Raw genomic sequence first — 24,033 nt, 5'->3', positions numbered from 1 at the left:
AAAGGTTTTTGCTAGTTAACTAACGTATTTCGCCACCCGCTACCGAAACGACCTCGCCGGGGTTGAGTTGCCGCACCTGCTGATGACCCAGCAAGAGGTTCAAATGGCCCTCGCGCAAGGCCACATTTGTTTGGGCGTCGGTGTGGGTAACCTTGAAATGCGTGCCCGTCGCTTCGGCGGTCAGGTGTTCGGTATGCACCCGAAACGCGTTGGTAACGCCCCCCGCCGGTGAGTTCACTACATCGAATTCGGCGGTGCCATCGAGCCATACCGCGCGGGTTAGCTCGGTGTGCACGCTGCCCTCGGCTGTGCTCTCGCGCGCGAATCCGCGCGGCGTAAACCGCAGGCTACTGTGCGGAAACAGACGTACCTGTGAGCCGTCGGGCAAGGTGATGAGCCGGGCCTGTGTGGTCGTGGTGATAAGCCGGGAGGCTTCCTGTGTATACTGTTTGTAGACCGCCAGCCCTAGCAGCGAGGCAATGCAGGCCGTGGCCGCGATCGCCCTGACGAAGTACCACCAGCCAATAAACCGACGTACCTCGGGCCGCAGGCTCCGCACATCTTCCATGTCCTGCAAGGACCCCCGGATGCGCCGCCATAGCGTATCGGACTCGTCGGGCAGCAGGGCCGGCAACGATAGCGAGCTACCCGCGTGCAGAATCAACGAACGAGCCTCGTCGAAGCGGGCCGACAACCGCGGCTGCTGATTGAGCAGCTGTTGCCAGAAAGCCGACACCTCTTCGTCGTAGGGGTGTTGCACCCAACGAACGAATAGATCATCAGCCGCCAACTCTTCGGCAGTATACAGCGCGTAAGGCTTCATTCAATCGAAAACAGACCGGCTTTACCGGGTGGATATATGTTGCGAAAGGGCGGCAAAAATGCTTTCTACTTTACTCGTTTAAAAGGTATCTTTCTCCGCCTATTAGGTGGGTATAAACGTAAAATACCCTTCTTTTAGCGGCTATTCTTCATCTAAATTGATCTATGTTATCCCGCCGAACGCTGCTTAAATCGGCCTTACTGGCTCCCTTGGTCAGGCAGTGGCCCGCTGAGGCCCGACCCCTCCCGCTACCCCTGCAAAAACCGCCGCGGCTGAAACCCGGCGATACGGTCGGGCTGTTCTGCCCGGCGGCGCCCGCCTACAGCCGTGAGCAGGTGCAGATTACGATTGAGTCGCTACAGGCACTTGGCCTGAAAGCCCGGCTAGCACCCCATTTCTATGACCGTTACGGCTATCTGGCGGGTCGGGATGCCGACCGGGCCGCCGATTTGAATGCGTTCTTCGCCGACCCGTCGATCCACGCCCTGATGGCGATGCACGGCGGGTGGGGCTGTGCCCGCCTGCTGCCCCTGCTCAATTACGAACAGATGCGCCGCACCCCCAAAATTCTGATCGGCTACAGCGACATTACCGCCCTGCTGCTGGCCATCAACGCCAAAGCCGGGTTAGCCACCATGCACGGACCGGAAGGGGCCGCTACCTGGAATCGGTTTACGGTCGATTGGCTGCGGCGGGTGCTAATGGATGGGGAAGCGACGCTCTTCCAGAATCCAACCGACAAGGGCGATACGCTCACGCAAACCCGCGACCGCATCACCACGCTGAACCCCGGTATAGCCCGCGGGCGACTACTGGGCGGCAACCTCACGGTGCTGAGCCACCTCATCGGCACGCCCTACGTACCTGATTGGAAAGGGGCTATTTTGTTTCTGGAAGATGTTCACGAAGAACCCTACAGCGTTGATCGAATGCTGACTCAACTCAAATTGGCGGGCGTGCTCGATCAGGTGGCCGGTGTTGTATTTGGCAAATGCACCAAGTGCGAAACCGAGGGTAGCTACGGCTCGCTCACGCTGGAAGACGTATTGGCAACGTACCTGGAACCGCTGAAGGTCCCCGCGTTTTCGGGCGCTATGATTGGCCACATCGTCGACAAATTCACGATTCCGCTCGGCATCAACGCCGAAATTGACGCCACGAAAGGCACCATCCGGCTGCTGGAAGCCGCAGTGGCATGAAGAAGGGTTTGCTGTTTACCGTTTAAGGCCTGTTGTTGCTTACTCAGGTAGTAAACCAACATCAGACGTTAAACGGTAGACCGCAAACCCTTTCAAACCCTACTGACTACTTCTTCGGAGCCGGGGTCGTTGCTGCGCCAGTGGCAGCACCAGCCGGCTTCGGCGTTACGCCCATTTTCTTCGCTACCAGATCCGAGATATTGCCATCTTCGGGTGCATATAACAGGATAACGGCCGTACCGGCGCCCGCGTCGAGGTTGAAGATGTGCGAGTAGCCATTTTCTTTAGCTACGGCATCTACGTTCTTCTGAATTTTCTGCAACACGGGGCTAACTAGGTCCTGATATTTCTTCTGCAGCGTGCCTTCAGCATTGCGCTGAAACTCCTGCAAGCGCGTTTGCAGGCCTTGTAGCTCTTTTTCGCGGTCAGCCTTGATCACTTCTGACATCTGAGCCTGTCCTGCTTCGTAGGCCTTATATTTATCTTCAAACTCTTTCTGAAGGCGCTTTGACTCGTTTTCGAGTTGAGTGCGCGTAATCGTCAGTTGGTTTTGGATGTCTTTCGCTTCAGGAGCCTGCTGGAGCAGATAGTCCATGCTGGTATATCCGATTTTAAGCGGAGTTGCGGCCGTTGCCCGGGGGGCAGAGGACGTTGAGGCTGACGGAGCAGCCGTTACCGGCGTTGACGCCTGGGCTTGTGCCCGTGCGCTCAGGCCCCCCATTAACAGGGCTGCGCCAAGCGCCATGACCAGATTCTTTTTCATTCGACTGTGTATTGGATTGTTTAGTTAGGTTTTACTGCTTTTGCTGTTGGGCGGCTGCCGGCCTGGCAGGTGCCGCTTTCGCTTTCTGGCTGTCAGGGTCGAGACCCAGCTCCTCCATCACGTAATCGGTATAGTCGTGACGGGGGTTGGTGTAAAGCATCATCATGCCCTCGCTCGATTTGTCAAACAGAAAATCGAGCTTACGCTGCGTGGCTACTTTATCGAGGGCTCGTTGTACTAACTCCATCGGCGCTTTCATGAGTTCCTTCTTTTTTTGAAAGAGAAGGCCCTCATAGCCAAACACTTTGTTGTTGTATTCCCGTGCTTCGCGCTCCTTGTCGTTGATGACCCGCTGCCGTTCCCGTTTCATGTCGTCGGTCAGCAAAATCTCTTCGGCCTGGTAGGCGCGTTGCATTTTTTCAATCTCGGCCTGCTTGTCCAGAATGTCTTTCGACCACCGGTCTGCAAATTGGTCGATCCCATCCTGCGCTTTCTTGTATTCAGGTAATTTGCTGAATATGAACTCCATATCAACGTACCCAAACTTCTGAGCAACGGCCGGAACAGCTCCACCAATTAGCCACAAAGTTACTAAGAACAAACCCCTTTTCATAGTTGCGCGGGCGGCTGTCTGTTGGTTAGATGTGTTTAGGTAGAGAACGTTTAATGGCGTTAAAAAATGTACGATGTATACTAAACGATGAACAATGAGCTAGCGCGCAACTAACTGTTCCGGCGCTAGCTCATTGTTCATCGTTTAGTATACATCGTACATTTTCCTACCGGAACTGCTGCCCGATGGTGAAGTGGAACTGACCGGTGCCGGCTTTCTGAACACCCGGAATTTCGTCGAAGCCCCAGCCGTAGTCGATCCCGATCAGACCAAAGGCCGGCATGAAGATACGGGCACCCGCACCCGCCGAACGGCGTAGGTCGAAGGGGTTATATTGCTTGTAGGTCGCCCAGTTGTTGCCTGCTTCCAGGAAGCCCAGCACGAAGATCGTAGCCGATGGGTTCAGTGATACCGGGTAGCGCAGTTCGGCTACGTACTTGCTGTAAACAACCCCACCTTGGTTGGCCTCGTTGCCGGTAGCCACGCGGTTGTTGTCGAGCGTCAGCACGCGGCGGTCGGGGTAACCCCGCAGACCGATGATGTCCTGCGCCAGCGCAAACTGCCCTTGCCCAGCCAAACCTGAGCCTCCCAGCACGAACCGCTCGAACGGACCGATGGGCGTGCGCGAGTTGTAGCTGCCCAGGAAGCCCATGTGAGCGCGGGCGTTCAGCACAAACTTGCCCACCGCCGTCTGGAACCAGCTGGCGTCGAACATCCATTTGTGATACTCGACCCAACGGTAGGGGTTAGCGGCGTCGGGCTGGTAATCTTTCGACCGAAACACCGAGTAAGGCGGCGTAAACGAGCCGCTCAGCGTAAACGATGAGCCCAGGCGCGGAAACTGCGGTTGATCGATGCTGTTGCGTGACAGCGTCGTGTTGAACGTGAAGTTGTTCGATACCCCGTTGCTGTAGCCATTCCCGAAAATATTCAGGTTGTTGAGGTCATACTGCTGATAGGTGACCGAGTTGCTCAGCGAGAAGTAATCATCGGGCACTTTCAACTGACGACCCAGCCCCACCGTAATGGCCGTGTTGGTGTATGAGCCAATGGGAACGGCGTTACCGCTGTTCCGGCTGTAGAGATCGTAGTAGTTATACGACCGGTAGACCGTATGGCTCAGGCTCACCGACAGAGCATTGGGCTTGCGGCCACCCAGCCAAGGTTCTACAAACGACAGCGAATAGGTCTGGAACTGCTTGCCATTGGCCTGAAAACGGATCGACAGACGTTGGCCGTCACCGGCTGGCAGCGGGCGCCAGGCACTCAGGTTGGTAATGTTGCGGGCCGAGAAGTTGTTGAACGTAAGGCCTAACGTACCCACGAAGCCGATGTAGCCACCCCAGCCACCCGAGAGTTCGATCTGGTCATTCGGTTTTTCCTCGACGTTGTATTCAATGTCAACGGTACCGTCGGCCTGCGGAATCGGGTTGATACCAATCTTTTCCGGGTCGAAATAGCCGAGCGTCGAGAGTTCGCGCTGGGTACGTATGATGGCCGTCTTCGAGAACTTCTGACCGGGCAGCGTCCTGATCTGACGCATCACCACGTGGTCCGACGTCTTGGTATTGCCGTTCAGGATGATGCGGTTAATGGTCGCCTGCTTGCCTTCGTAAATCCGGATATCCAGGTCGATGGAGTCACCCACCACGGCCCGCTCCACGGGCTCGGCCCGGTAGTAGAGGTAGCCATCGTCCATGTAGAGCGAGCTTAGGTCCTGACCGGGGTTGCCGTTCAGCCTCTTGTCCAGCTCTTCCGGGCTATAGACGTCGCCTTTCTTGATACCGAGTACCTCGCGCAGCCGATCGCTGGTATGCAGGTAGTTACCTTCGAAATTTACGTTTCGGTAATAATACTTGTTGCCTTCCGAGAGCGTCAGCTTGATACCCACGGTGCGCCCGCCACTGTTAGCGATCGAATCTTTTTCGATGACAGCGTCGCGGTAACCTAGCTTGTTGTAGTAATCGACAACCTTGCCTTTATCTTCTTCAAATTTCTTCGGCACGAACTTCGACGGCGAGAACACCCGGCCAAAGCGCATTTGCTTGGTGCCTTTCATCTTGCTGCGCAGGGCACTTTCGGCTACTTCCTCACGCCCGGCAAATTCGATGTCGCTGATTTTTACCTTCTCGCCCTTCGCGATCTGAATCCGCATGGTGGCGTTGTTACGTGTGCTGTCGGGAATGGTCGTCACCTTCACTTTCGCGTTCAGGTAGCCTTTCTCGATGTAGTATTTTTTCACCGCCAGCTGCGCATTCTTAATGTCAGTGTTGGTAATGATCTTACCGCGCGTCAGCTTCACCTTGTCTTTAAGCGACTCCGATTCGCCTTTCCGAATGCCCGCGTAGGTAATCTGGAACAGGCGCGGCCGCTCGTTGACTTTGAAGCGCAGCCACAGGCTGTTACCTTCTACTTTGGTGGCCACCATTTCGGCGTCGTAAAGCAGCCCCGAGTCCATCAGCTTCCGAATAGCCGACCCCTGTGCTTCGCCCGGCAACCGGATCTTGTCGCCCTTCCGCAAGCCCGTCAGCGAGAGCAGCGAGTTGGGGTCCAGAAAGCGCGTTCCCGTGAGGGTAAGCCCGGCGATGGTGTACTCCTTGGGGTTGGCGTAGTCGGTTAGGGTATTGGTCGGTGCGGGTTGGGCAGCCGCCGGTGCACCGTAGCCTACGCGTACTTGTGCCCAGGCCCCTGTGGTGGCAGTGAGCGCTGCTGTCAGTAAAAGACCGGCACAGAGAAAGTGTTTCACGGAAATTAGTTTTCAGTTTTCAGGCTTCAGTTGCGCTGCTTAGCGAGAAGCTCCGTGTGGGCGGAGTTCACGGCAAACGGCAAACTGGAAACTCATTTTATGACTTGCTCAGACGTTTTTCCGAAGCGGCGTTCCCGTTTCTGGTAAGTCAGGATGGCTTCCCAGAGGTGTTCGCGTCGGAAATCGGGCCATAGCACGTCGGGCATGTAGAACTCGGAATAGGCTAATTGCCAGAGTAGAAAATTGCTGATGCGCATTTCACCGCTGGTCCGAATCATCAATTCCGGGTCGGGCATCCCACCGGTTGCTAAGTAGCTGCTGAATAGACCCTCATCAATGTCGCCGGGTTGGAATCGCCCTTGCTGTACTTCGGTAGAAATTCGCCGGACGGCCTCAATAATTTCCCACCGCCCGCTGTAGCTGAGGGCGAGCGTGAGCGTCAGGCCGGTATTTTGCTCGGTGGCCCGGATGGCTTCCTGCAATTCACGCTGACAATCAGAAGGTAAGCTCTCCGTGTTGCCGATCGTGGCCAGGCGCACATTGTTATCCATCAAGGTTTTGATTTCCCCCCGAATGGTGTGGACCAGCAGGGTCATCAAGGCGTCTACTTCCAGCTTGGGCCGGTTCCAGTTCTCGGTCGAAAAGGCATAGAGCGTCAGGTACTTAATGCCCAGTTCGGCGCAGCCTTCTGTGGTTTCGCGAACGGCTTTAATCGCATTCCGATGCCCGAATACCCGAGCGGCTCCCTGTTGTTTGGCCCACCGTCCGTTTCCGTCCATGATAACGGCGATGTGTTGGGGGAGATTGCTCGGGTCAATGTGGTCTTTCATTCAACCGATTGATTTTTAACAACTTTTAAGTAAGGTTAGCAACGTTTCCCAACGCCGCCTACCGGACTGCGAAGTTACACAACCCGGCACCCGTTTCAAAATATACCGGTTGAGTAGGAAAAGGGTCAGTGATAGTCATTAATAATCATTTGTTGTCATTCGGCTTCGCCGTCATTGGTCGTCAGTTGCCTCCGGCGTCATTTCTTGTTTTGGCAATACATGACCATCAATGACTATAAACACCCCCAATATCCACTCTGGCACACAAGTTGATTATACCTTTGCGCGTTAGACAGACAAGCCATTCCCGTAATGTGTCCCTTATGAATCGTCTCTTACTCTCCTTTACCGTGCTGCTGGCGTTGCTGGCGGGTTGCAAGAAAACCGACGACCCCACCAATGCGCAACCCAAGACAATCAGCGACTTACTGACCGAAACGCCGACGTTCTCGTTGCTGCGGGCGGCGGTGCAGCAGGCGGGCATGGCCGATGCCCTGAAGGGCGCACAACTGACGTTGTTTGCCCCGACCGATGACGCATTCAAGGCCATCGGGTTCAGTACGCCGGAGTCGTTTCAGAACATCTCTGCCGATCAAATGAAGGCGATTTTGCGGTATCATCTGATTACGGGGGCCGTCTCGAGCAAAACGCCGGAAGTAGCCGGCGCGACAAACGTAGCCGTGGAGGCGGGCGACAAGAAAATTCTGTTCGTGACGAATTCGGCAGATGGGCTGTTCGTAAACGGCAACCGCGTGACACAGCCCGATCAGATCGTCGCCAACGGATTCGTGCATACGATTGGCAAAGTGCTGATGCCACCCGCCGCCGATGTGGTGAGTGCGCTCAAACTGCGTACCGATGTGTCGCTGCTCTCAGCGGCCGTTGCCCGCGCCGCCACCGTTCGCCCCGATTTGCTGACGATCCTGAACGGCACGACTACCAACGCCAACCTGCGTCAGATCACGGTCTTCGCGCCGAACGATGCTGCTTTCGCGGCGGCAGGGTACCGCACGGTGGCCGATATCAACGCGGCACCGGCCGCTACGTTGGCGAATATCCTGACCTACCACACCGTTCAGGGCTTTGTGTTTTCCAATCAGCTTAAGGTAGGGCAACTCACCACGCTCAACAGTGCCGCCAACAACAAAATTACGTTGGCGCTAACCAATAACATGCTGACCGTCAAGGGGAATAGCAACGCCGTTGCTGCTACGATCAAAGAGGCCGACATTATCAGTGGGAACGCCGTTATCCATGTGATCGATCAGGTTTTGTTGCCGTAATTTGCGGCATGACCCTCACCGATTTAACCAACCGCATTGCGCTGCTAACGCCTGATAGCCAACGGCTGTGGGGTAGCATGAGCGTAGGCCAGATGATGACCCACTGCACCGATCAGCTACGGATCGTGCTGGGTGAAAAAGACATGAAGCTGCGTGGGTCGGCCCTTACCCGGCTACTTACGAAATGGGTGGGGCTGTACCTGCCCATGCAGTTGCCCAAAAACATGAAAACCATCGCGGAGCTTGACCCAAACCGCCCGCTGATGACGCAACCCACCACCTTTGCCGACGATCGGGCGACGCTGTTGGCCACCCTGAATCGCCTCGGCAACGTACCTGAAAGCCATCGGTTCGCGCACCCTGTGTTTGGCCCGCTCACCAAAGCCGAAGCCATCAAGCTGTCAGCCATTCACCTGGATCACCACCTGCGGCAGTTTGGCGTGTGATGACTGACTAATGCGCGATGACTAATGAATAATGGGCTGACGCCAGTGTAGTGTTGCGTAAGCCCAGTATTCATTAGTCATCGTGCATTATTCATTACAATCTCCCCGTCATTTTGGTCAGTGCCAGTAATTGTTCGCTTACGTCGGTAGTGAGCTGACCGGGCTGAAGCCGCCATTGCCAGCTGTAGCCACCCAGACCCGGCGTGTTCATGCGGTGATTTTCGTCCAGATTCAGCAGATCCTGCACCGGCAGAATAGCCAGCCGGGCCACTGACTGCATCGCCTGACGGGTAAGCAGCGCAACCACGTTTTCTTCCGTGACGGTAGTCCCCAGGTAGTCGTTCAGGCGTTGGTGCAACTCCGGCTCCCCCTGCCGGAACCAGCCCAGCGTCGTGTTGTTGTCGTGCGTGCCGGTGTAGACTACGTTGTTGAACGTGTGATTGTGCACAATGTGTGACGAAGTGGGCAGGTCTTCGCCATAGCCAAACTGGGCCACGCGCATGCCCGGAATGTTGTAATGCGCCAGCAGGGGCTGAATCTCCGCCGACCGGGCACCCAAATCTTCCGCGATCATGGGTAATTGCACAAATTGCCGGTACATGGCCTGAATGAAGGCCTCGGTCGGCGCTTTCACCCACGTACCTACCTTGGCGGTCGGTTCCGTCGACGGAATTTCCCAGTACATATCGAAGCCCAAGAAGTGATCGAGGCGGGTGAGGCTGTAGAGCGACATCTGATGCCGCAACCGCCGGATCCACCAGGCAAACCCCGTACGTTCGTGCTCGGCCCAATCGTAAATGGGGTTCCCCCAGCGTTGTCCGTCGGCCGAAAAATAATCGGGCGGTGAGCCGGCAACGTACCTGGGCAGCCCGTGCTCGTCGAGTTTGAACAACGTTTTGTTGCCCCACACGTCGGCGCTGTTTTGCTGCACGTAGATGGGAATATCGCCGATGAGGTGGACCTTACGATTGTAGCAGTATCGGATCAGGTCGTTCCATTGCTGATAAAACAGGTACTGCAATACCTTCACCACCGTAATCTCGTGCGCCAGCCGATCGGTTTGGCAGGCCAGTTCGTCGGGGTCGCGCCGCACCAGCGCATCCGGCCAATTGGTCCAGACCGGTACGTTCAGGTCTTGCTGAAGGGCCACAAACAGGGCGTAGTCGTCGAGCCACTCGGCCTGCCGGTAGCAAAACGAATCGAAGCCCAGACCGGCGGTGGTCAGGCCCTGTTCGATGAAGGTTTCGGCGGCTTTGCGCAGCAGCGGCTGCTTTTTGCTCCAGGCCGTGGCCATCGAAGCCGGCGAGCTTTGCCATTCGGCACCTAGCACGGCTACGTCTTCGGCGGGCAGCAGCCCCTGTTCAACCAGCCGGTCGAAACTGATGAGCAACGTATTGCCCGCAAAGGCCGACGGGCTGCTGTAGGGCGAGAACCCGGCACCGGGGTCGAGGGGCGTTAGGGGAAGAATTTGCCAATAGGTCTGACCCGACTGAGCCAGAAAATCGGCGAAACGGTAGGCCTCGGGGCCCAGATCGCCTACCCCGTGGGGTGAAGGCAGCGATGTAATATGGAGCAGCAAACCGCTCGAGCGAAGTTGAAGCATGAAAGGAAAAGACGTTGAGGTAGAACGGCTTTGGTCGGAAAAGCGCAGGGCATATTCATGCCAGCCAGACCGCTCCCGAACCAAACCAATTGTCACTGTCAACCGCTTCGCGTAGTAATTGGTTTTGGCTCCTTCGTATTCCCCTACTTCTTCTTCGGAAAGTCTAGAAATGCGTAACCCACAGATTCACAGAGCCAATTTTGGTAACATGAGCAGATTGTCGACCTGATTACCGCCTCGTAAACCGCGCTTTGAGAACCTGAAAAGTGCCCAATTGAGGCGGTTTTTTACCGACTGATTCACATACGATTAGCGGCTTTGGCTGCGTTAGGTAATCCGACCATGCCGATTATCTTTGTGGGTCACCTGAATTTTTAAATTCCCTTTCTAAACATGAAAAAACCCCATTTTCTGGCTGCGTGGCTGATGCTTGCCGCGGGTACAGGCTACGCGCAGTCGCCAGTTCAGTTCAATGCAAAAGCCATCGTAGCCATTTCCGATGCCGATCTGTCGGCCTCGGCGTTAGTCGACGGAAACCGGTACACCACGCCCGGCGTCCGTGATCAGCTTACCTACATTCAATTGCCGCTCAACCGAAACGGGCAGGGCATCGGTACGGCCAACGTGTCGAGTTCAATGGCCCTCACCGACAAGGTACTGGCCGTTAGCAACAACGGTCGCGTTGGTTTCGTGGTTGAAGGCCGCGGGCAACTGAGCGATAGCCTCGCCACCATCAAAGGCATCAATGATTTTGCGCCGAGCAACTACATGTTTATCGTCGACATGAGCGCGCCGCAGAAACCCGTGGTGAAATACCGCTTCCCGACGGGTACGGGCGGGCTGTCGGCGGTAGCGCTGGCCCCCAACGGCACCAGCCTGATTGTGGCGTCGGGCGAGGCTGGTAAAGAAATCAAGATGATCGACGTTGACGCCACCGGTAAACCCACGCGGGTACTTACAGCGGGGTCACCGGCACAGGGTGTTGCCATCACCGACGTGGCCTTCCATCCCGGCGGGCAGTTTGTCGCCTACACGACCGCCGCTGGCGAGGTGGGCCTGATGAAGTACGCCATCGACGACAAAACGAAGAAGCCGTATGTGATTGCGCACGGCAAAGCGGTGAAAGTGGGGTCGCAACCCGGCTCGGGCAAGTTCACGCCCGACGGCAAGTACTTCATCATCGCCGATAGCAAAGACAACAAGGTGTTTGCCGTTGAATTTAGCACCGAAGACACGCCAGCCGACGCTAAAATTGCCTCGCAGGTAGCGGTGGGCGAAACGCCGGAAGCCCTGGCGATCAGCCCCGACGGCGCTACGGTTGCCGTAGTGAGCTCGTTGCAGTCTGGTCAGCCGTTTACCAATGCGGCGGCGGGTAAGAGCGAAATCGCCTTGTTTGGTTTGCAGGGCGGGCAGTTGGCCGCTGGCAGCAAGACCACTGTCGACGGGATCATGCCGCAGGCCGTTGAGTTCGACAAATCGGGCGATAACCTGGCCGTTGGCGTGTCGGAATACATGGACTACGGCATGCGAAACGGCGGTATCGAGTTCTACAAAGTGACGAAAGGCGCCCAGCCCAGCCTCACCAAACAACCCGGCCGTATCAGCGTAACGCGCGGTGTGCACGCTATTCGGGTGGTGAATTAAGGGAATGTCATTGGCCTACGGCGTCATTGATGGTGATCGTTGTCATTGGTTGTCATTGGTTGTCATTAATTGTTTTTTACAACGAATGACTACCAATGACAACCAATGACAACCAATGACAACGATCACCATCAATGACGCCGCAGGCCAATCACACTCTAGCCCAGTTTGGGCTCGACCCAGAGGCTGGCTAGCAGCAGCAAGACGGCCATAAACCAGACCCAATCGGGGATGGGCGTTTCAACAAAACGGGCCGTACTGGGCCGATGCATATCGTAGCGGTGGTGGCTGGCAGCCATCGCCGCTATTTTTTTGCGCTGGGCCAGTTCGGCCAGCGCCCCGGCCTTCGAGGGGGCGTATACGTACCCCGACAGCGTATCCTGGATGGGCTGCCAGCCCGCCTGCATGGGGCGAACCAGCCCTGCCCAGGAGCGGGCGTTGATGGGTGTAGGCCGCAGGGCGAGCGTATCTGAACCGACGCGTAACGTGCTGGGTACGTTGGTCGGGTTGTTGAGCGTCAGGTACGTTGGTTGCTGCTGCATGAGCGGAGCGCCCACGCCCACGTTGTTGGCCGACGTGGGTTGCAAGGGGGCCAGCAGGCTGAGCCAGAGCCGGTCGTAGGTGGCACTGTCGCCACTTAGGCGCATGGGGAAGGTTTCGGTCAGCAGGCTCACGGCGACCCGGCTGCTCCCCGCCCGACCTGTCGTGGGCTGTACCATAACCGGGTATGTGGCAATGGGCAACGTACCTGGCGTGGGCACAAACCGGTAGGGGAGAGCCACGAGCGACGGCCCCACCAACACGCTATCTTTGCCGGGGATTCGCCGCACCTGCCAGCGTGTCGACAAGGCCCGGTTAATGGCGGCAACGTCGGTTTCGGGGCGGCTGAGGTTCAGCACGAACACGCTCTTGCTAGCGGCGAGTGCCCGGCTCACCAGTGCGTTGCCGACGTTGGCCGGATCGGTAATAACCAGATCGGGCAAGGTGCTGGCACTTGTTGTCGGCGTGTTGATCGTAAGAGCATTGCCAATCCCTTTCGACAGGGTGTTGGTGAGTTCGACGCGGTGCCCCTGTTGCCCCAGCCAGTTGGCGAGTGCGCGGGTTTCAAAATCGGGCGCATCGAGCACAAACCGCACCCGCAGCCGGTCGAGCGGACGCGCTACGAAACGGAGCGTGTCGAGCAGCGTATTATCGAGCCAGAGGGTAAGGCTGGTCTGGCCCTGCGTGAAGACCGGGTAATGCAGTAAAAACGTGCCGTTGGCGCCAACAAGCCGGGTGCTGTCGAGCAACTGCTGCCCATACCGCAACCGCAGCATCCCGCCGTCGGCCGTCTGCACCTGCCCCGCCACGGTTTGTAGGTCGCCCCGGCGCACCACCCCCTGCCAGCTTAGTGCCTGCAGTTGATTGGGCGCGTCGTAGGGAATCCAGGTGACCACCTGTTGGGCAAGCTGAGCCAACAGGGCATCGGGGAAGGTCTGCCCCAGCAACACCACCGTATCGGTAGCGCCCCGAAACGCTCTTGCCCGAATCACCTGGCGAAGGCGCAAGCTATCGCGCACTTGATCGGCGGTGGCGCCAGGTACGTTGTCGGCCACTACCAGCACACGGCCTGCGGGGAGCTGGGAGCGCCAGCGAGGTTGTAAGGCGATACCCAGCAGCACCAGCCAGAGCAACCCATGCAACGCCAGCCGAATGGCCCGCCGGGCCGTTGACACCCCTTCTTGACGGCTAATTAGCCAGACAGGCAGCACCAGCAACGCCAGCAATAGCAGGCCAATAATCCAGAACAACGGAGCAGTGTAGTCGATGGGGGGGATGATCATTGGGGCAGGCAAAACGGGATCAGCGAAGGCGTTGAGTGCTTATAAATTGCGCCAGAAGGCCGCTTCCAATGCTTTATCAGCGGTGGCTGTGGGGCGCGTCGGGGTGGTGGGGCGGGTGCTGAAACCAGCCAGTTTGGTCTTCAGTTGCCCGATGGCTTCGGCCGACAGCCGCCGCCCGCTGGCCAGTTGCTGCAATTGACCCACCACCGCCCAGTTGTTGAGGCCACTCTGGAGCAGCGGACCACTAAGCGCCGCGCTCAACGCGCTGACTGTCTGGCGTTGCGAGACCGAGAGGTTGGGCAAGTCAACGTACCCAAGCACCTCGGCGATCAGCGTGGCCGTTGGTACGTTGCTGTATTGGCGGGTCTGCCGATGCTGGCTGTCGACCTTGCCCAGTTCGCCTGTCAGGCGGGTTTCTTTTTCTTTCAACGGCGGCGGATCGTAGCCGCTTTTCTTGGCGTAAGCCCGCGCTTTTTGCTGGGCGATTTTCAGGTATTCGAGCGCCTTCTGCTCGTAGGGGCGGGCTTTTTCGGGTTCATAGAGCCGTAAATGCAACTCCGACTGCCACATCTGCTCCAAGGCCATTTTTAACAAACTCCGCGTCGACTGTTCGTAGAAGGTGTTTACCTCGCCGTTGTCGTGGTTGTGCACATACTGCTCCATCAGCGCGGCCAGGGGGTCCTGCTCTTCGCCGAGTTTCTGCGGGCCGTGGTCGTCGTGGTCATGTCCGCCGTGCCCATGTTCGTTTTCGTGTTCGTGGGCCTCTTTGGGCGATTTCACGTCGCCATTCGGGTCTTTTTCACCGCTATCGTGTTTGTGCGAATAGGCTTCGAGCAAATCGGCGTCGTTGTCGGGTAGCGGTTCGTGGCCACCAATCTGGTTTTCAAATTCTTCGCCCAGATACTGCCCGTAGCGCAGGCGCAGCACTTTCTGGTCGAACCCAATTTCGTTCGATTCACTGTTGAACGCCGCCTTGGGCAGCCGCTTGCGTTTAGCAATCAGCTTGTCGGTATCGATAATAATCTGCCGCTGACTCCGGAAGTATTCGGGCATCACGTTGACGGCCATCGTGGCGAGCTGGGCGTCGTCGGTGCGGGCAGTGTCTTTGAAGACAACGAAATACGTATCCGATTTGGTCAGTTGCGGTTCGGGGCGCCGATTGTCGAGGGCGGCCCAGTAGTAATAGAGTTCATCGCCGGGCGCAAAACCGAGCTTCGCCAGGTCGAGGGTGTGGCCCACTTTTGCCCCCTTGAAAGGCCGCGTTGCCACCGGAAAGCGAGTTTCCCGAAATTTCACGTTTTCGCCTGAGCCCCGCGCCAGCGTAGCCACAATGTAGGCACCCAGCACGCGGAAGTCGTCGGAAATCTGTGCATCGACGCTCAACAACGTGGGGTCGCCGAGGCGATGAAACCGGTACAGGTCTTTCGCCGACGGCCGGATCACGGGCGGGGCATCGGGGCGGGCTTCGAGCCGGTAAAAATCCGATTGGTACACGAGCGAGTCGCGCCGCGCCGGGGTGGTCCAGTAGGCCCGCAGCGCGTACAGACCCGAGTTGAGTACCCGGTCCTGGTAGGTGAAGGTCTCATTCTGGCGCGAGAAGGCCAATTCATCGCCCCGGCTGTTAACGAGCGTTACCCGCACCCCAGCGGTCTGGCTAAGCTGCACCGTCCAGCGCAACACCGACCCGACGTAAGCCGTTACGTTCAGGTCGCTGGAGGTGCGTTGAGGCAACTCGGTGTAAGCCGGTGGCTGAATGGCCAGCCTGGCCGATTCGAAGGAGGGCGGCACTGCGCTCGCCGTTTGGGCTTTACCTCCGACCGCCTGTTGCCGACTGCCCGCGCCTGCGAGCCGATGGTCGGGGCTCGACGGCCAGTAGCGGGCCACCAGAAAAACGGCCAGCGCCGCTGCGAAAAGGAGGGCGTAGGGGCGCAGGTTCTGCAGGCCGACAAACGGCCGGGGCAACTGCGCTGCCTGCTGGGCCAGCCGCTCCAACTGAAGCTGCTCGGCCAGATTAAGCTCGGGTTTGGTCAGCAGTGGCAAACTGTACTCGGTATCGCCCAGCGACCGGTGGAGCAGGCCAATCGCCACGTCGCGCTGTGGCCGGAAAGCGCCCAACTGCCAGGCGGCCACCCCCGCGACGAGTAGTCCGCCCACGATAGCCAGCCCAACGGTAACGGGGAGCAGGGCCAGCAGCAAACCGGCCGCCAGCCCGATCAGCAAGCCTTTCAGCAGCCCGTTGAGCCGCAGTTGCGCACTGGTTGACTGAATCAGTTGATGAAGTTGTTGCATCCTGTATGACGCAGGGGCTGCCCTGCTTTCTAAGTCCAGCCAAAGACTGCCTTTGGCCGTAAAATCATCGGTTGTATCAGATCCCCCGGCGTAGCGCCCACCAGCGTTCCACAAGGAGTAAGCTTAAAAATAACACCAGCAAGCCGGTCTGTAGAGGATTTCTGGGATGGGCGGCAAGTGATGCCGCCATAGTCGCTTTGGTCGACAGCGTCGGTGTGGGCACGAACAAACTCGAAAAGGCCCGTTGTGACAGGGGGGCGGGGGCTGCCGCTAGGCCCAGCGAACGGGCCAGCGCGTTGCCCAACTGTTCGGGCAGTTGCCCATTGGCAACGAGCGGGTTGGCGGTGGTGAGTGGGCGGGTCAGGTACGTCACGGCGGGGTCGTTGGCTTGGGTGAGCGGTGCCGTTGTCAGGTAAGCCGTAGCCGGGTTGGGCTGACGGACGGGCTGTTCGGTCAGTACCCAGCGGTAGGTCTTGTTGGCCACGGTCTGCTCGTCGATCAGGAAAGTGAGGCCATAGGCCGAGGTGAGCGCAGCCAGTGCTGCCCGCACCGTACGGCGTTCGTCGGGCTGGCGAAACTGTACCAGCACGGGCAACGGTGCCGTCGCAACAACCCGCTGACCGGGTGTTTTCTGAGTCAGTGTCGTGAGTCGCCCGTTGCGATCCGTCCCTAAAAAACGGCCCCCCGCCAGCGCCACGACCCGATCCGACGTAGCGGCCGCTGCCCGCACTGGAAGGGCGTGAAGCACAAAGCCGGGCGGTACGTTGATGGGCGGCGCATCCGTCCAGGAGGTGGTGTTTCGCAGGTACAGATGCAGCCGGTTTTGCGGCGACCCAACCTGTGCCACAGCGGCCTGTACGGTTAACGGGTTCAGCGCGTCGGCGGGTTGGCCGGTGGTTGGCAACGTACCCAGCTCGTCGACGGGCGTGGGCGTATCGGTCGCCCAGACTAGCTGTTCGCCGCGTTGCCGGGCCTGTTCCAACTCAAACTTGAAGGCGTCGACAACCTGCCGATTTGGCTCGACCAGATGAAGCGCTCCTTTTTTGGCCGTATCGGCCTGTGGTAGCTCGGGCCGGGCCAGCAGCAACGCTAGCACCATCAGCAGCAGACACCGCAGCAGCAGTAGCCACAGGTTATCGAACCGAAAGCCGCGTTTGGGAGGCTGGTTGGGCGTTTCGAGCCAGCGCAACATGGCCCAGGGCATAGGCTTTGCCTGCTGCTGATGCCAAAAGTGCAGCGCAATCGGTACGGCCACGGCCAGCATTCCCCAAAGCAAACCCGGATTCTGAAAAAGCATGACGGTTAATGGTTTGGCGTTTAAGGTGTAACGGCTACCGTTTGCGGACGCGGCTAACAGTAGACCTCAACCGGTTAACGATTTTTCATCCCAGCAACTCCCGCAACACCAGCGCGGGCGGGTCGATGAGCATGGCCCGAACGCGGCGGAGGTGGGGGAGGGTTAAGTGTGTATCCAGTTGCGCAAAGTAGGTAGTGGCGGCGTCACGTACCTGCGCCCGCACCGCTTCGGCCTGCACCTCGACGGTCTGGTTCGTTTCCAGGTCCTGGAACTGGTAGAAGCCTGACAGCGTGAAGTCGACTTCCTGCTGCCCCAGCACCTGCACCAGCAGGATTTCGCGGCGGGGCGAGGCTGCCTGCCGGAGCAGCGCCAGCCATTCGTCGTTGAGCTGAAGCAGGTCGGATACCAGCACCAGCAGTTCCGATTGGCGGCGTTGCAGTTCAGGAAAACCCGCCGTGTGCTCGGGCCAGCCGCCCGACGCCGTCAGGCCCGCCAACGTACCCAATACTTTCTGAAAAGCCTGCTTGCCTGCCGGAACCAGCGCCTCGATTCGCCCGTCGCGAACGCCGTAGAGGCTGATGGGGTCGCCCTGCCGGTTGGCGATGTAGGCCAGCGATGCGAGCAGCACTTTGGCGTAATCGAGCCGCCGGATACCGCCCTCCTCGTAGTTCATCGACCCCGACAGATCGACCAGCAACCGAACCTGTCGGCTGCTTTCGGCTTCCGACTCGCGCACCAGGTGTTTACCCGTCTGGGCGTAGCGTTTCCAGTCGATGAGACGCGGGTCGTCGCCAGGCTGATACGTTCGGAACTGCGCAAATTCAACGCCCGCCCCATTGCGTCGGCTGTGGTGTAGCCCCAGCGTCGTTTCGTCGCTGAGCAACTGCCCCACCAGCGGCAGGTTATTAAGGCGTATAAGTTCGAGCGCGTTCATGTGTTAAGCAGCAGGTTTCATAAAACCCGTGACAACGTACCTGACAGAAGATGATAAATGGCTATTGGTCTTTTATAATCGCTTCGATCACCTTGTCGGTGGTGATGCCTTCCGACTCAGCGCGGAAGTTGAGCGCGACGCGGTGGCGTAGCACGGGGTAGGCCAGCGTCTGCAAATCCTCGGGAATGACCGAAAACCGACCATTCAGCACGGCGCGGGCTTTGGCGCACAGAATCAAGGCCTGACCGGCGCGGGGGCCAGCGCCCCAGTCGCACCATTGCTTTACGTAGGCTACCGGCGTATCGGCGGGGCGGCTGCTGCGTACTAGTTTATTGACGTACCCCAGCAGTTCGTCGGAGATAAACACCTGCCGGGTGAGGGTTTGTAGCTCAATCACTTCGGCGTCGGTCAGGATAGTCGACAGCTTGGGGCGGTCGGTGCCGGTGGTGGCACGCAACACGGCCAATTCTTCCTGCTCTGAGGGGTAGCCGAGCCGGATGTACAGCAGGAACCGGTCGAGCTGGGCTTCGGGCAGTGGGTACGTGCCCGCCTGCTCGATGGGGTTCTGCGTGGCAATCAGCAGGAATGGACGGGGTAGGGGGTAGTCGGTGCCGCCATACGTGATCTTGTATTCCTGCATGGCTTCGAGCAGGGCCGCCTGCGTTTTGGGTGGCGTCCGGTTGATCTCATCGGCCAGTACGACGTTGGCGAAAATCGGGCCTTTGTTGAACTGGAAAAATTTCTTGCCCGTGTTGTGGTCTTCTTCCAGCACCTCGGTACCCATGATGTCGCCGGGCATGAGGTCGGGCGTAAACTGAATCCGCTTGAACGACATGCTCAGGGTCTTCGACAGGGTGCTGACCAACAGGGTTTTGGCGAGCCCCGGCACGCCTTCCAGCAGGCAGTGTCCGCCCGCCAGCAGCGTTATCAGCACCTGATCGACGGCTTCTTCCTGCCCGATGATCACCTTTCCAATCTCCGCTTTCAGCTGCGGAAGCTTCGCCACAAGGGCTTTCATCTGTGTTGTATCCATAAGTTGTAGTCGGCAGAAGTCGACCGTACTCAGTCTGGAAAGTCGTTTCAGTAACGCTATCGCGACTTTCCAGACTGAGCACGGTTGACTTCTGCCGACTTAGACTGCCGTCAGAGCGTAAACCACAATGTTAACGCCGAATTTGGTGTTGTCTTCGGCCAGAAAGCGTTTGTTGCGAAAATCGTAGTCCCACTCGCAGCCATAATCTTTGTTGCTGTAGAGTACGCCGATGCGGCCGTTGACGACAATGGCTTTGAGATAATCGTGCACGAGGTCGTCGCCCCAGCCGTTGAGTTCAAACGACGTGGTGGGCGGGCCATCGGGAAACGGGAAAAACGATTTGTAGAGGGCGTGGTTGTTCGGAATCTTCTGCAACGCCTTGGGGCCAAAGGTCCGGGCCATTTCCTGCTCAAACGATTTGGCAAACAGCCCGTCGATATCGTGGTTACAATCATCGACGAACACAAAGCCGCCGTTTTGCACGTACCGGCGAAAGTGATCGCGCTCGACGGTCGAAAACTCGACGAGCTTATGGCCGCTGAGGTAACAAAAGGGACTCCTGAAGATGTCGGTGCTGTTGAGCTGCACAACCCGCTCCTTCTCGTCGACGGGAATGGTCGTATACTCGATCAGCGAATGCAGCAGGTTGGCAGGCATGCGCTGGTCGGTATCCCAATCGCCGGATGTATATTGGAGCCGGGTGAAGATGAACGGTTTCACAGGACCAATATAAGCCGGAAACGCCCAGCAAACTACCCTTAACTAACTTGTCGAGTAAACTCGGCGGTTGACGTTGTATGTTTCCCATTAAAAATACGCACGAATGAAGAGTCGGGTTGTTTTGAACCGCCAAACCTCCACTACGTATCGGCATCTGCTGGCCCTTTCGACCCTTGTGGCCATGCTGACCGCCTGCGAACCCTCCGCCAAAGAAAAGACAGACGCCTCGGGAGCCGATACCTCGGGTATGGTTTCCGACACCAGCACGCAGGTACTGGACCGGCAGCGACAGGCCGATTCACTGGCGGCGGCGCTGGCTTCCCAAACCGCCTACGCCACCAAGCTGCGCAACCTGTCGGCGACGATCAACCGCGCCTGCCCCGTGTCGTTTACGCCCGTCATTTACCTGGACAGTACGCGCGTGCTCGACACCCGCAAGGTGCAGTTCAACATGCGCATCCGGAATTACGTGGCTGGGTCGTCGGAGATCGAGCCCAAAAAAGATGAAACCCGCAAATCACTGATGGCGTCGATTACGGCCGACAAGCAGCCGGTAGTGGCCGACCTGCGCCGCAATGGCGTCGAGATCGTGTTTCGATACCGGGATAAAACCGGGCAGCCGTTATTCGATATTCCGCTGGGCGCATCGGGTACAGAATGATTCCCGCCGACTGTGGCACGTGACCAAAAACAAAAAACCCCAGCCGAAAGAGGGGCGGGGTTTATACACTACCAAGTGACTATATCAAAGCGTTAACGAGTTTTGTCGTATTGGCTCCGGGGTTTTATCGGAAGTAGGTTGATTAGGTAAGTGGTGTTTGGTGAAAAATTCATCGCACCACAGGCAAACGTTGCCCAACTCGCCGCATCGCTTGCGGGCATAGTCTTCGGAGACGCCCACGCTTTCACCCATCCGGTAAGGGTCGCCCCGGTCGAGCGACTGGTAAACGGGCAATTCGGCTACGCGTTGTAGCACGTCGGCCACGCGTTCGGTGCGGGCATCGCCCAGCGGCAGTTTGGTGCCGGGGCAACAAGGGTTAATGCGCCAGAGTTGAATGGAAATCTCCTGCGGGATCTGATCGCCACCATTAAGGAACCCGATGGCCCCCGACAGAATAGCGCAGAAATTATGGTTGGGGTCGCGTTTCCAGAGGCCCGTTTCGTAGGCCCGGCCCCGCGCCCAGTTGCCACCCAGCCACATATCGTCGGTAGCGCCCCAGCAGCCCCAGCTTAGTTGGGGTTTCAGGTACGTATCACGCTCGATCAGCGGGTCTTTCTCGTCGCCGCTGACCCCGCGCGAGGCAAACAGATCGGCCAGTTCCAGCAGTCGCCCGCCCGCGTGTTTGTGGAAGCGGTCGATGCTGGCGATGTCGAAGCGGGTGATGCCTTTGTCGATGAGCGTATCCAGTATCTCACCCGTCAGGAGGTCGCCGTTGGTTTGCAGCATCAGTTGCGGCCGCTCGGGCAGGGGTAGATCACCGTACCGATCGTTGAGGCGATCCAGGATGGCGTAGAGCAGTTTTTTGTCGGCCAGAGGTTCTCCGCCCGACAGAATAAGCCGGTCGATGCGGTCGGGCAGATTGGCAATGATGGCCATGCAATCGGCCTCACTGATGCGCTGCCCTTTGGGTCCCGAGAGGTTATAGCAGTGGGCACACTGGTCGTTGCACAGCTGCGTGAACACCCAGTATACTGATTCGATGTGATTGAAGTCGCGCATAAGAAACAAGAAGACGGTTACTGCCCCGCGTACATCGACGTCCAGAAGTTGACGTCGGCCTGTATGCCGGTGCGTGGGTCGTCGATGAAAGCCGAGCGGCTATCGTAGGTGGTTAATTGCCCGGCTTCGAGGTAGCCAAACCGGGTGCCGATGGTCAGGGCTTCGCGGGTGTCGTGCGTAACGAACAGGGCCGTCATGGCGTACGCCGCCGCCACCGTCCGAAACAGATCCTGCATGGTTGCGCGTGTCTGGGCGTCGAGGTTGCCAAAGGGTTCGTCGAGCAGCAGCAGCCGGGGCCTGATGATGAGCGCCCGCCCAAACGATACTCGCTGCCGCTGCCCACCCGAAAGCTGATTCGGCTGCTTTCGGGCCTGATCGCTCAGCTCCAGACTGGCCAGCATAGCCTCCACCTGCGCCGTTACGTCCGGGCCAGGTACGTTCCGAATACGCAGGCCAAAGGCAACGTTTTCGAACACGTTGAGGTGCGGAAACAGCAGCGGTTCCTGATACAGATACACCACCTGCCGCCGCTCCGCGGGGATACCCAGCACCGACCGGCCATCAAACTGCACATCGCCCGAATCGGGCGCTTCGAGGCCCGCCAGGACTTTCAACAGCGTTGTTTTGCCACAACCAGACCGCCCCAGCACGGCCAGCACGTCGCCCACGGGTAGCGTAAACGAACACGACTGCAACACGGGGGTATTACCAAATGATTTGGATAAGGCAGAAACGCTCAGCATGCTTCTCCGATGGCTAACATACTACGCATGGCCCAATTCCGCAATGGCACCGGCCCCATACACCGACGGGTCGATGGTCATGCGGCCGGGAGTTGGTGTTACGCCCGACAGCCAGGTGGTAAGGCGATCGACGTAGTTATCCAGGTGGCTGATCTGCTGTACGCCATGCTCCACGATGGGGTCGAGCGTAGTGGCAAACAGGGTGCCGCCGTAGTGGTTCGTTTCCCACGAGATCACGTCACCGTCAGCGCTGGTCTGCACTACGTCGGCGTGCTGGGGAATGCGCGTATACACACCGTGCGTATGCCAGCAGGCCTGCCGGGGCGTGAGGCCCTGATAAATTGGGTGGTCGTAATTGGTGTCGGAAACGGGCGGATTGTTGGGGTTTTCGACCCACCAGTAGTTATTGACGGGGCGGTCTTCCCATTGGGCATCGAGCCAGTCGGCGGTGCTGTCGCCTTCCACAAATACTTTTTTGCCCTGGTTCAGGAAATCGTAAATCACGGCCTGCCGCGCCGCCAGCTCGCCCTGATTCGACTGGAACGGAATCACCAAGGCGTCGAGGTCAGCCACCGCCTCGTCGGTGAGGTCGTAGACGTAGATGAGTTTGTAGATGTCGCGGTACTTGGGGGCAGTTGCCATGGCGTAGTGCGACCAGACGCCGTTGAAAATGAGACCAATCATTGTCGTTGTTAGTGTATAGGTTTACGATTGAGTGAGTTGTGATTCATGGTCATTGGTTGTCGTTCATAGTCATTGGTGGTCATTCATGGTCATTAGTTGTCATTCATTGTATCACTTATTAAAGTTGGGAAACCATGAATGACATCAATGACTATGAATGACAACCAATGACGCCGAAGGCAAATGACTACCAATGACCACTTCTTTAAACCGTTGGGGTTGGTTGCTGCTGCCGGGCGATGTGGCGGATCAGGTTGCGGTATAGGATGACCAGCGCGCTATCCTGCTTGCCGGCGTAGGTGACGTCGGCAAGGGGGCCGCTGGCGGTCAGGAAAAGGGTGCCGTTGGTGCTGGTTTCATCGAGCACCACGATGGCCCGGCCCCAGGTGTCGTCCAACAGCACGTCGGCCTCGGGGCTGGGTTCGACGTAGCCACACGACCACCAGCCGCTCATGCCGTGCGAGAACGTCAGGTCGTCAACGTTTACGCCATCGAACAGGCCGTATCGATCCGTTTTGAGCGTGTAACGGACCTCGATGGTGCGTTTGGTGTTGTTCATCACCCATTGGTTGCCCGGTACCCAGTCGGTAAACCAGCCGTCGGCGCAGATGACCGTTTTACCCGCATCGAGAAAGGCCCTGACCTTGTCTTTGATGGCGAGCATGGCAACGTGGTCGGAACCGTTGGGTACCACCAGCAGGTCGTAGGGCGTCAGGTCGGGATCAAAGGGTTTCGAGACCGCCGCGACGGTGTAGGTGACCAGGTCGTTCGAGACAAAATAGTCGGTCAGGCGTGCGATGTTGTTGGAAATCAGAAGGGCGTTGAGCATGGTTTTGAGCT

21 protein-coding genes are annotated in these 24,033 nt (G+C 58.1%); 5 read left to right on the top strand and 16 right to left on the bottom strand.

The window, feature by feature from the left end; all coding sequences use genetic code 11:
• Window positions 1-19: 19 nt before the first annotated feature.
• Complete coding sequence (locus tag FAES_RS23555; protein ID WP_015333699.1) at window positions 20-823, bottom strand: FecR family protein; 804 nt, start codon at window positions 821-823, stop codon at window positions 20-22.
• Window positions 824-987: 164 nt separating this feature from the next.
• Here FAES_RS23555 and FAES_RS23550 point away from each other — a divergent pair, with 164 nt between their 5' ends.
• On the top strand, window positions 988-2,022 hold the full coding sequence (locus tag FAES_RS23550; RefSeq protein WP_015333698.1) for a S66 peptidase family protein: 1,035 nt from the start codon (window positions 988-990) through the stop codon (window positions 2,020-2,022).
• Between the two features lie 106 nt (window positions 2,023-2,128).
• On the opposite strand, the gene FAES_RS23545 is transcribed toward FAES_RS23550, so the two are convergent.
• The 4 genes from FAES_RS23545 to uppS all read right to left on the bottom strand — a co-directional run bounded on the left by FAES_RS23545 (window position 2,129) and on the right by uppS (window position 6,974).
• Window positions 2,129-2,785, bottom strand: a complete 657-nt coding sequence (locus FAES_RS23545; RefSeq protein ID WP_015333697.1) for an OmpH/Skp family outer membrane protein — start codon at window positions 2,783-2,785, stop codon at window positions 2,129-2,131.
• Between the two features lie 31 nt (window positions 2,786-2,816).
• Window positions 2,817-3,398 carry an OmpH/Skp family outer membrane protein gene (locus tag FAES_RS23540; RefSeq protein WP_015333696.1) on the bottom strand — a complete coding sequence of 194 codons (582 nt, stop codon included), beginning with the start codon at window positions 3,396-3,398 and terminating at the stop codon, window positions 2,817-2,819.
• Between the two features lie 166 nt (window positions 3,399-3,564).
• On the bottom strand, window positions 3,565-6,144 hold the full coding sequence (gene bamA, locus FAES_RS23535) for an outer membrane protein assembly factor BamA (RefSeq protein ID WP_015333695.1): 2,580 nt from the start codon (window positions 6,142-6,144) through the stop codon (window positions 3,565-3,567).
• 92 nt (window positions 6,145-6,236) lie between these two features.
• The gene (gene uppS / locus FAES_RS23530) at window positions 6,237-6,974 is read right to left on the bottom strand and encodes an undecaprenyl pyrophosphate synthase (protein WP_015333694.1); all 738 of its coding nucleotides are present in this window, start codon (window positions 6,972-6,974) and stop codon (window positions 6,237-6,239) included.
• Between the two features lie 323 nt (window positions 6,975-7,297).
• On the opposite strand from uppS, the gene FAES_RS23525 reads away from it, so the two are divergent.
• Together FAES_RS23525 and FAES_RS23520 are read left to right on the top strand one after the other, a co-directional pair.
• Complete coding sequence (locus FAES_RS23525; protein WP_015333693.1) at window positions 7,298-8,257, top strand: fasciclin domain-containing protein; 960 nt, start codon at window positions 7,298-7,300, stop codon at window positions 8,255-8,257.
• A gap of 8 nt (window positions 8,258-8,265) precedes the next feature.
• Entirely contained in the window at window positions 8,266-8,703 is a 438-nt protein-coding gene (locus FAES_RS23520) for a DUF1569 domain-containing protein (protein WP_015333692.1), read from the top strand.
• Between the two features lie 94 nt (window positions 8,704-8,797).
• Here FAES_RS23520 and malQ read toward each other — a convergent pair whose 3' ends face one another.
• Window positions 8,798-10,306, bottom strand: a complete 1,509-nt coding sequence (gene malQ, locus FAES_RS23515; RefSeq protein ID WP_015333691.1) for a 4-alpha-glucanotransferase — start codon at window positions 10,304-10,306, stop codon at window positions 8,798-8,800.
• Window positions 10,307-10,699: 393 nt separating this feature from the next.
• Here malQ and FAES_RS23510 point away from each other — a divergent pair, with 393 nt between their 5' ends.
• Entirely contained in the window at window positions 10,700-11,950 is a 1,251-nt protein-coding gene (locus tag FAES_RS23510) for a WD40 repeat domain-containing protein (protein WP_015333690.1), read from the top strand.
• A 158-nt stretch (window positions 11,951-12,108) separates the two neighbouring features.
• Here FAES_RS23510 and FAES_RS23505 read toward each other — a convergent pair whose 3' ends face one another.
• The 6 genes from FAES_RS23505 to FAES_RS23480 all read right to left on the bottom strand — a co-directional run bounded on the left by FAES_RS23505 (window position 12,109) and on the right by FAES_RS23480 (window position 20,046).
• The gene (locus FAES_RS23505; protein ID WP_015333689.1) at window positions 12,109-13,773 is read right to left on the bottom strand and encodes a hypothetical protein; all 1,665 of its coding nucleotides are present in this window, start codon (window positions 13,771-13,773) and stop codon (window positions 12,109-12,111) included.
• A gap of 39 nt (window positions 13,774-13,812) precedes the next feature.
• Entirely contained in the window at window positions 13,813-16,062 is a 2,250-nt protein-coding gene (locus tag FAES_RS23500; RefSeq protein WP_015333688.1) for a hypothetical protein, read from the bottom strand.
• Between the two features lie 76 nt (window positions 16,063-16,138).
• Window positions 16,139-17,359: a BatA domain-containing protein gene (locus FAES_RS23495; RefSeq protein ID WP_041258331.1), complete on the bottom strand. Its 1,221-nt coding sequence runs from the start codon at window positions 17,357-17,359 to the stop codon at window positions 16,139-16,141.
• Between the two features lie 85 nt (window positions 17,360-17,444).
• Window positions 17,445-18,293, bottom strand: coding sequence for a DUF58 domain-containing protein (locus FAES_RS23490; RefSeq protein WP_015333686.1), 849 nt, complete (start codon window positions 18,291-18,293; stop codon window positions 17,445-17,447).
• 61 nt (window positions 18,294-18,354) lie between these two features.
• Window positions 18,355-19,326 carry an AAA family ATPase gene (locus FAES_RS23485; protein ID WP_015333685.1) on the bottom strand — a complete coding sequence of 324 codons (972 nt, stop codon included), beginning with the start codon at window positions 19,324-19,326 and terminating at the stop codon, window positions 18,355-18,357.
• A gap of 99 nt (window positions 19,327-19,425) precedes the next feature.
• Window positions 19,426-20,046, bottom strand: coding sequence for a DUF4159 domain-containing protein (locus FAES_RS23480; RefSeq protein WP_041258330.1), 621 nt, complete (start codon window positions 20,044-20,046; stop codon window positions 19,426-19,428).
• A gap of 103 nt (window positions 20,047-20,149) precedes the next feature.
• On the opposite strand from FAES_RS23480, the gene FAES_RS23475 reads away from it, so the two are divergent.
• The gene (locus FAES_RS23475; RefSeq protein ID WP_015333683.1) at window positions 20,150-20,707 is read left to right on the top strand and encodes a hypothetical protein; all 558 of its coding nucleotides are present in this window, start codon (window positions 20,150-20,152) and stop codon (window positions 20,705-20,707) included.
• A gap of 84 nt (window positions 20,708-20,791) precedes the next feature.
• On the opposite strand, the gene FAES_RS23470 is transcribed toward FAES_RS23475, so the two are convergent.
• The 4 genes from FAES_RS23470 to FAES_RS23455 all read right to left on the bottom strand — a co-directional run bounded on the left by FAES_RS23470 (window position 20,792) and on the right by FAES_RS23455 (window position 24,022).
• A complete protein-coding gene (locus FAES_RS23470) occupies window positions 20,792-21,766 on the bottom strand; it encodes a radical SAM protein (RefSeq protein ID WP_015333682.1) in 975 nt (324 codons plus the stop codon).
• Between the two features lie 17 nt (window positions 21,767-21,783).
• Window positions 21,784-22,509 (bottom strand): ABC transporter ATP-binding protein, encoded by a 726-nt coding sequence (locus FAES_RS23465; protein WP_015333681.1) that lies wholly within the window; start codon window positions 22,507-22,509, stop codon window positions 21,784-21,786.
• Window positions 22,510-22,530: 21 nt separating this feature from the next.
• A complete protein-coding gene (locus FAES_RS23460; RefSeq protein WP_015333680.1) occupies window positions 22,531-23,193 on the bottom strand; it encodes a hypothetical protein in 663 nt (220 codons plus the stop codon).
• Window positions 23,194-23,398: 205 nt separating this feature from the next.
• Entirely contained in the window at window positions 23,399-24,022 is a 624-nt protein-coding gene (locus FAES_RS23455) for a type 1 glutamine amidotransferase family protein (protein ID WP_015333679.1), read from the bottom strand.
• Window positions 24,023-24,033: the final 11 nt, after the last annotated feature.

This window comes from Fibrella aestuarina BUZ 2, assembly GCF_000331105.1.
Classification (GTDB): Bacteria; Bacteroidota; Bacteroidia; order Cytophagales; family Spirosomataceae; genus Fibrella; species Fibrella aestuarina.
This window is presented reverse-complemented; position numbering and strand designations above follow the sequence as displayed.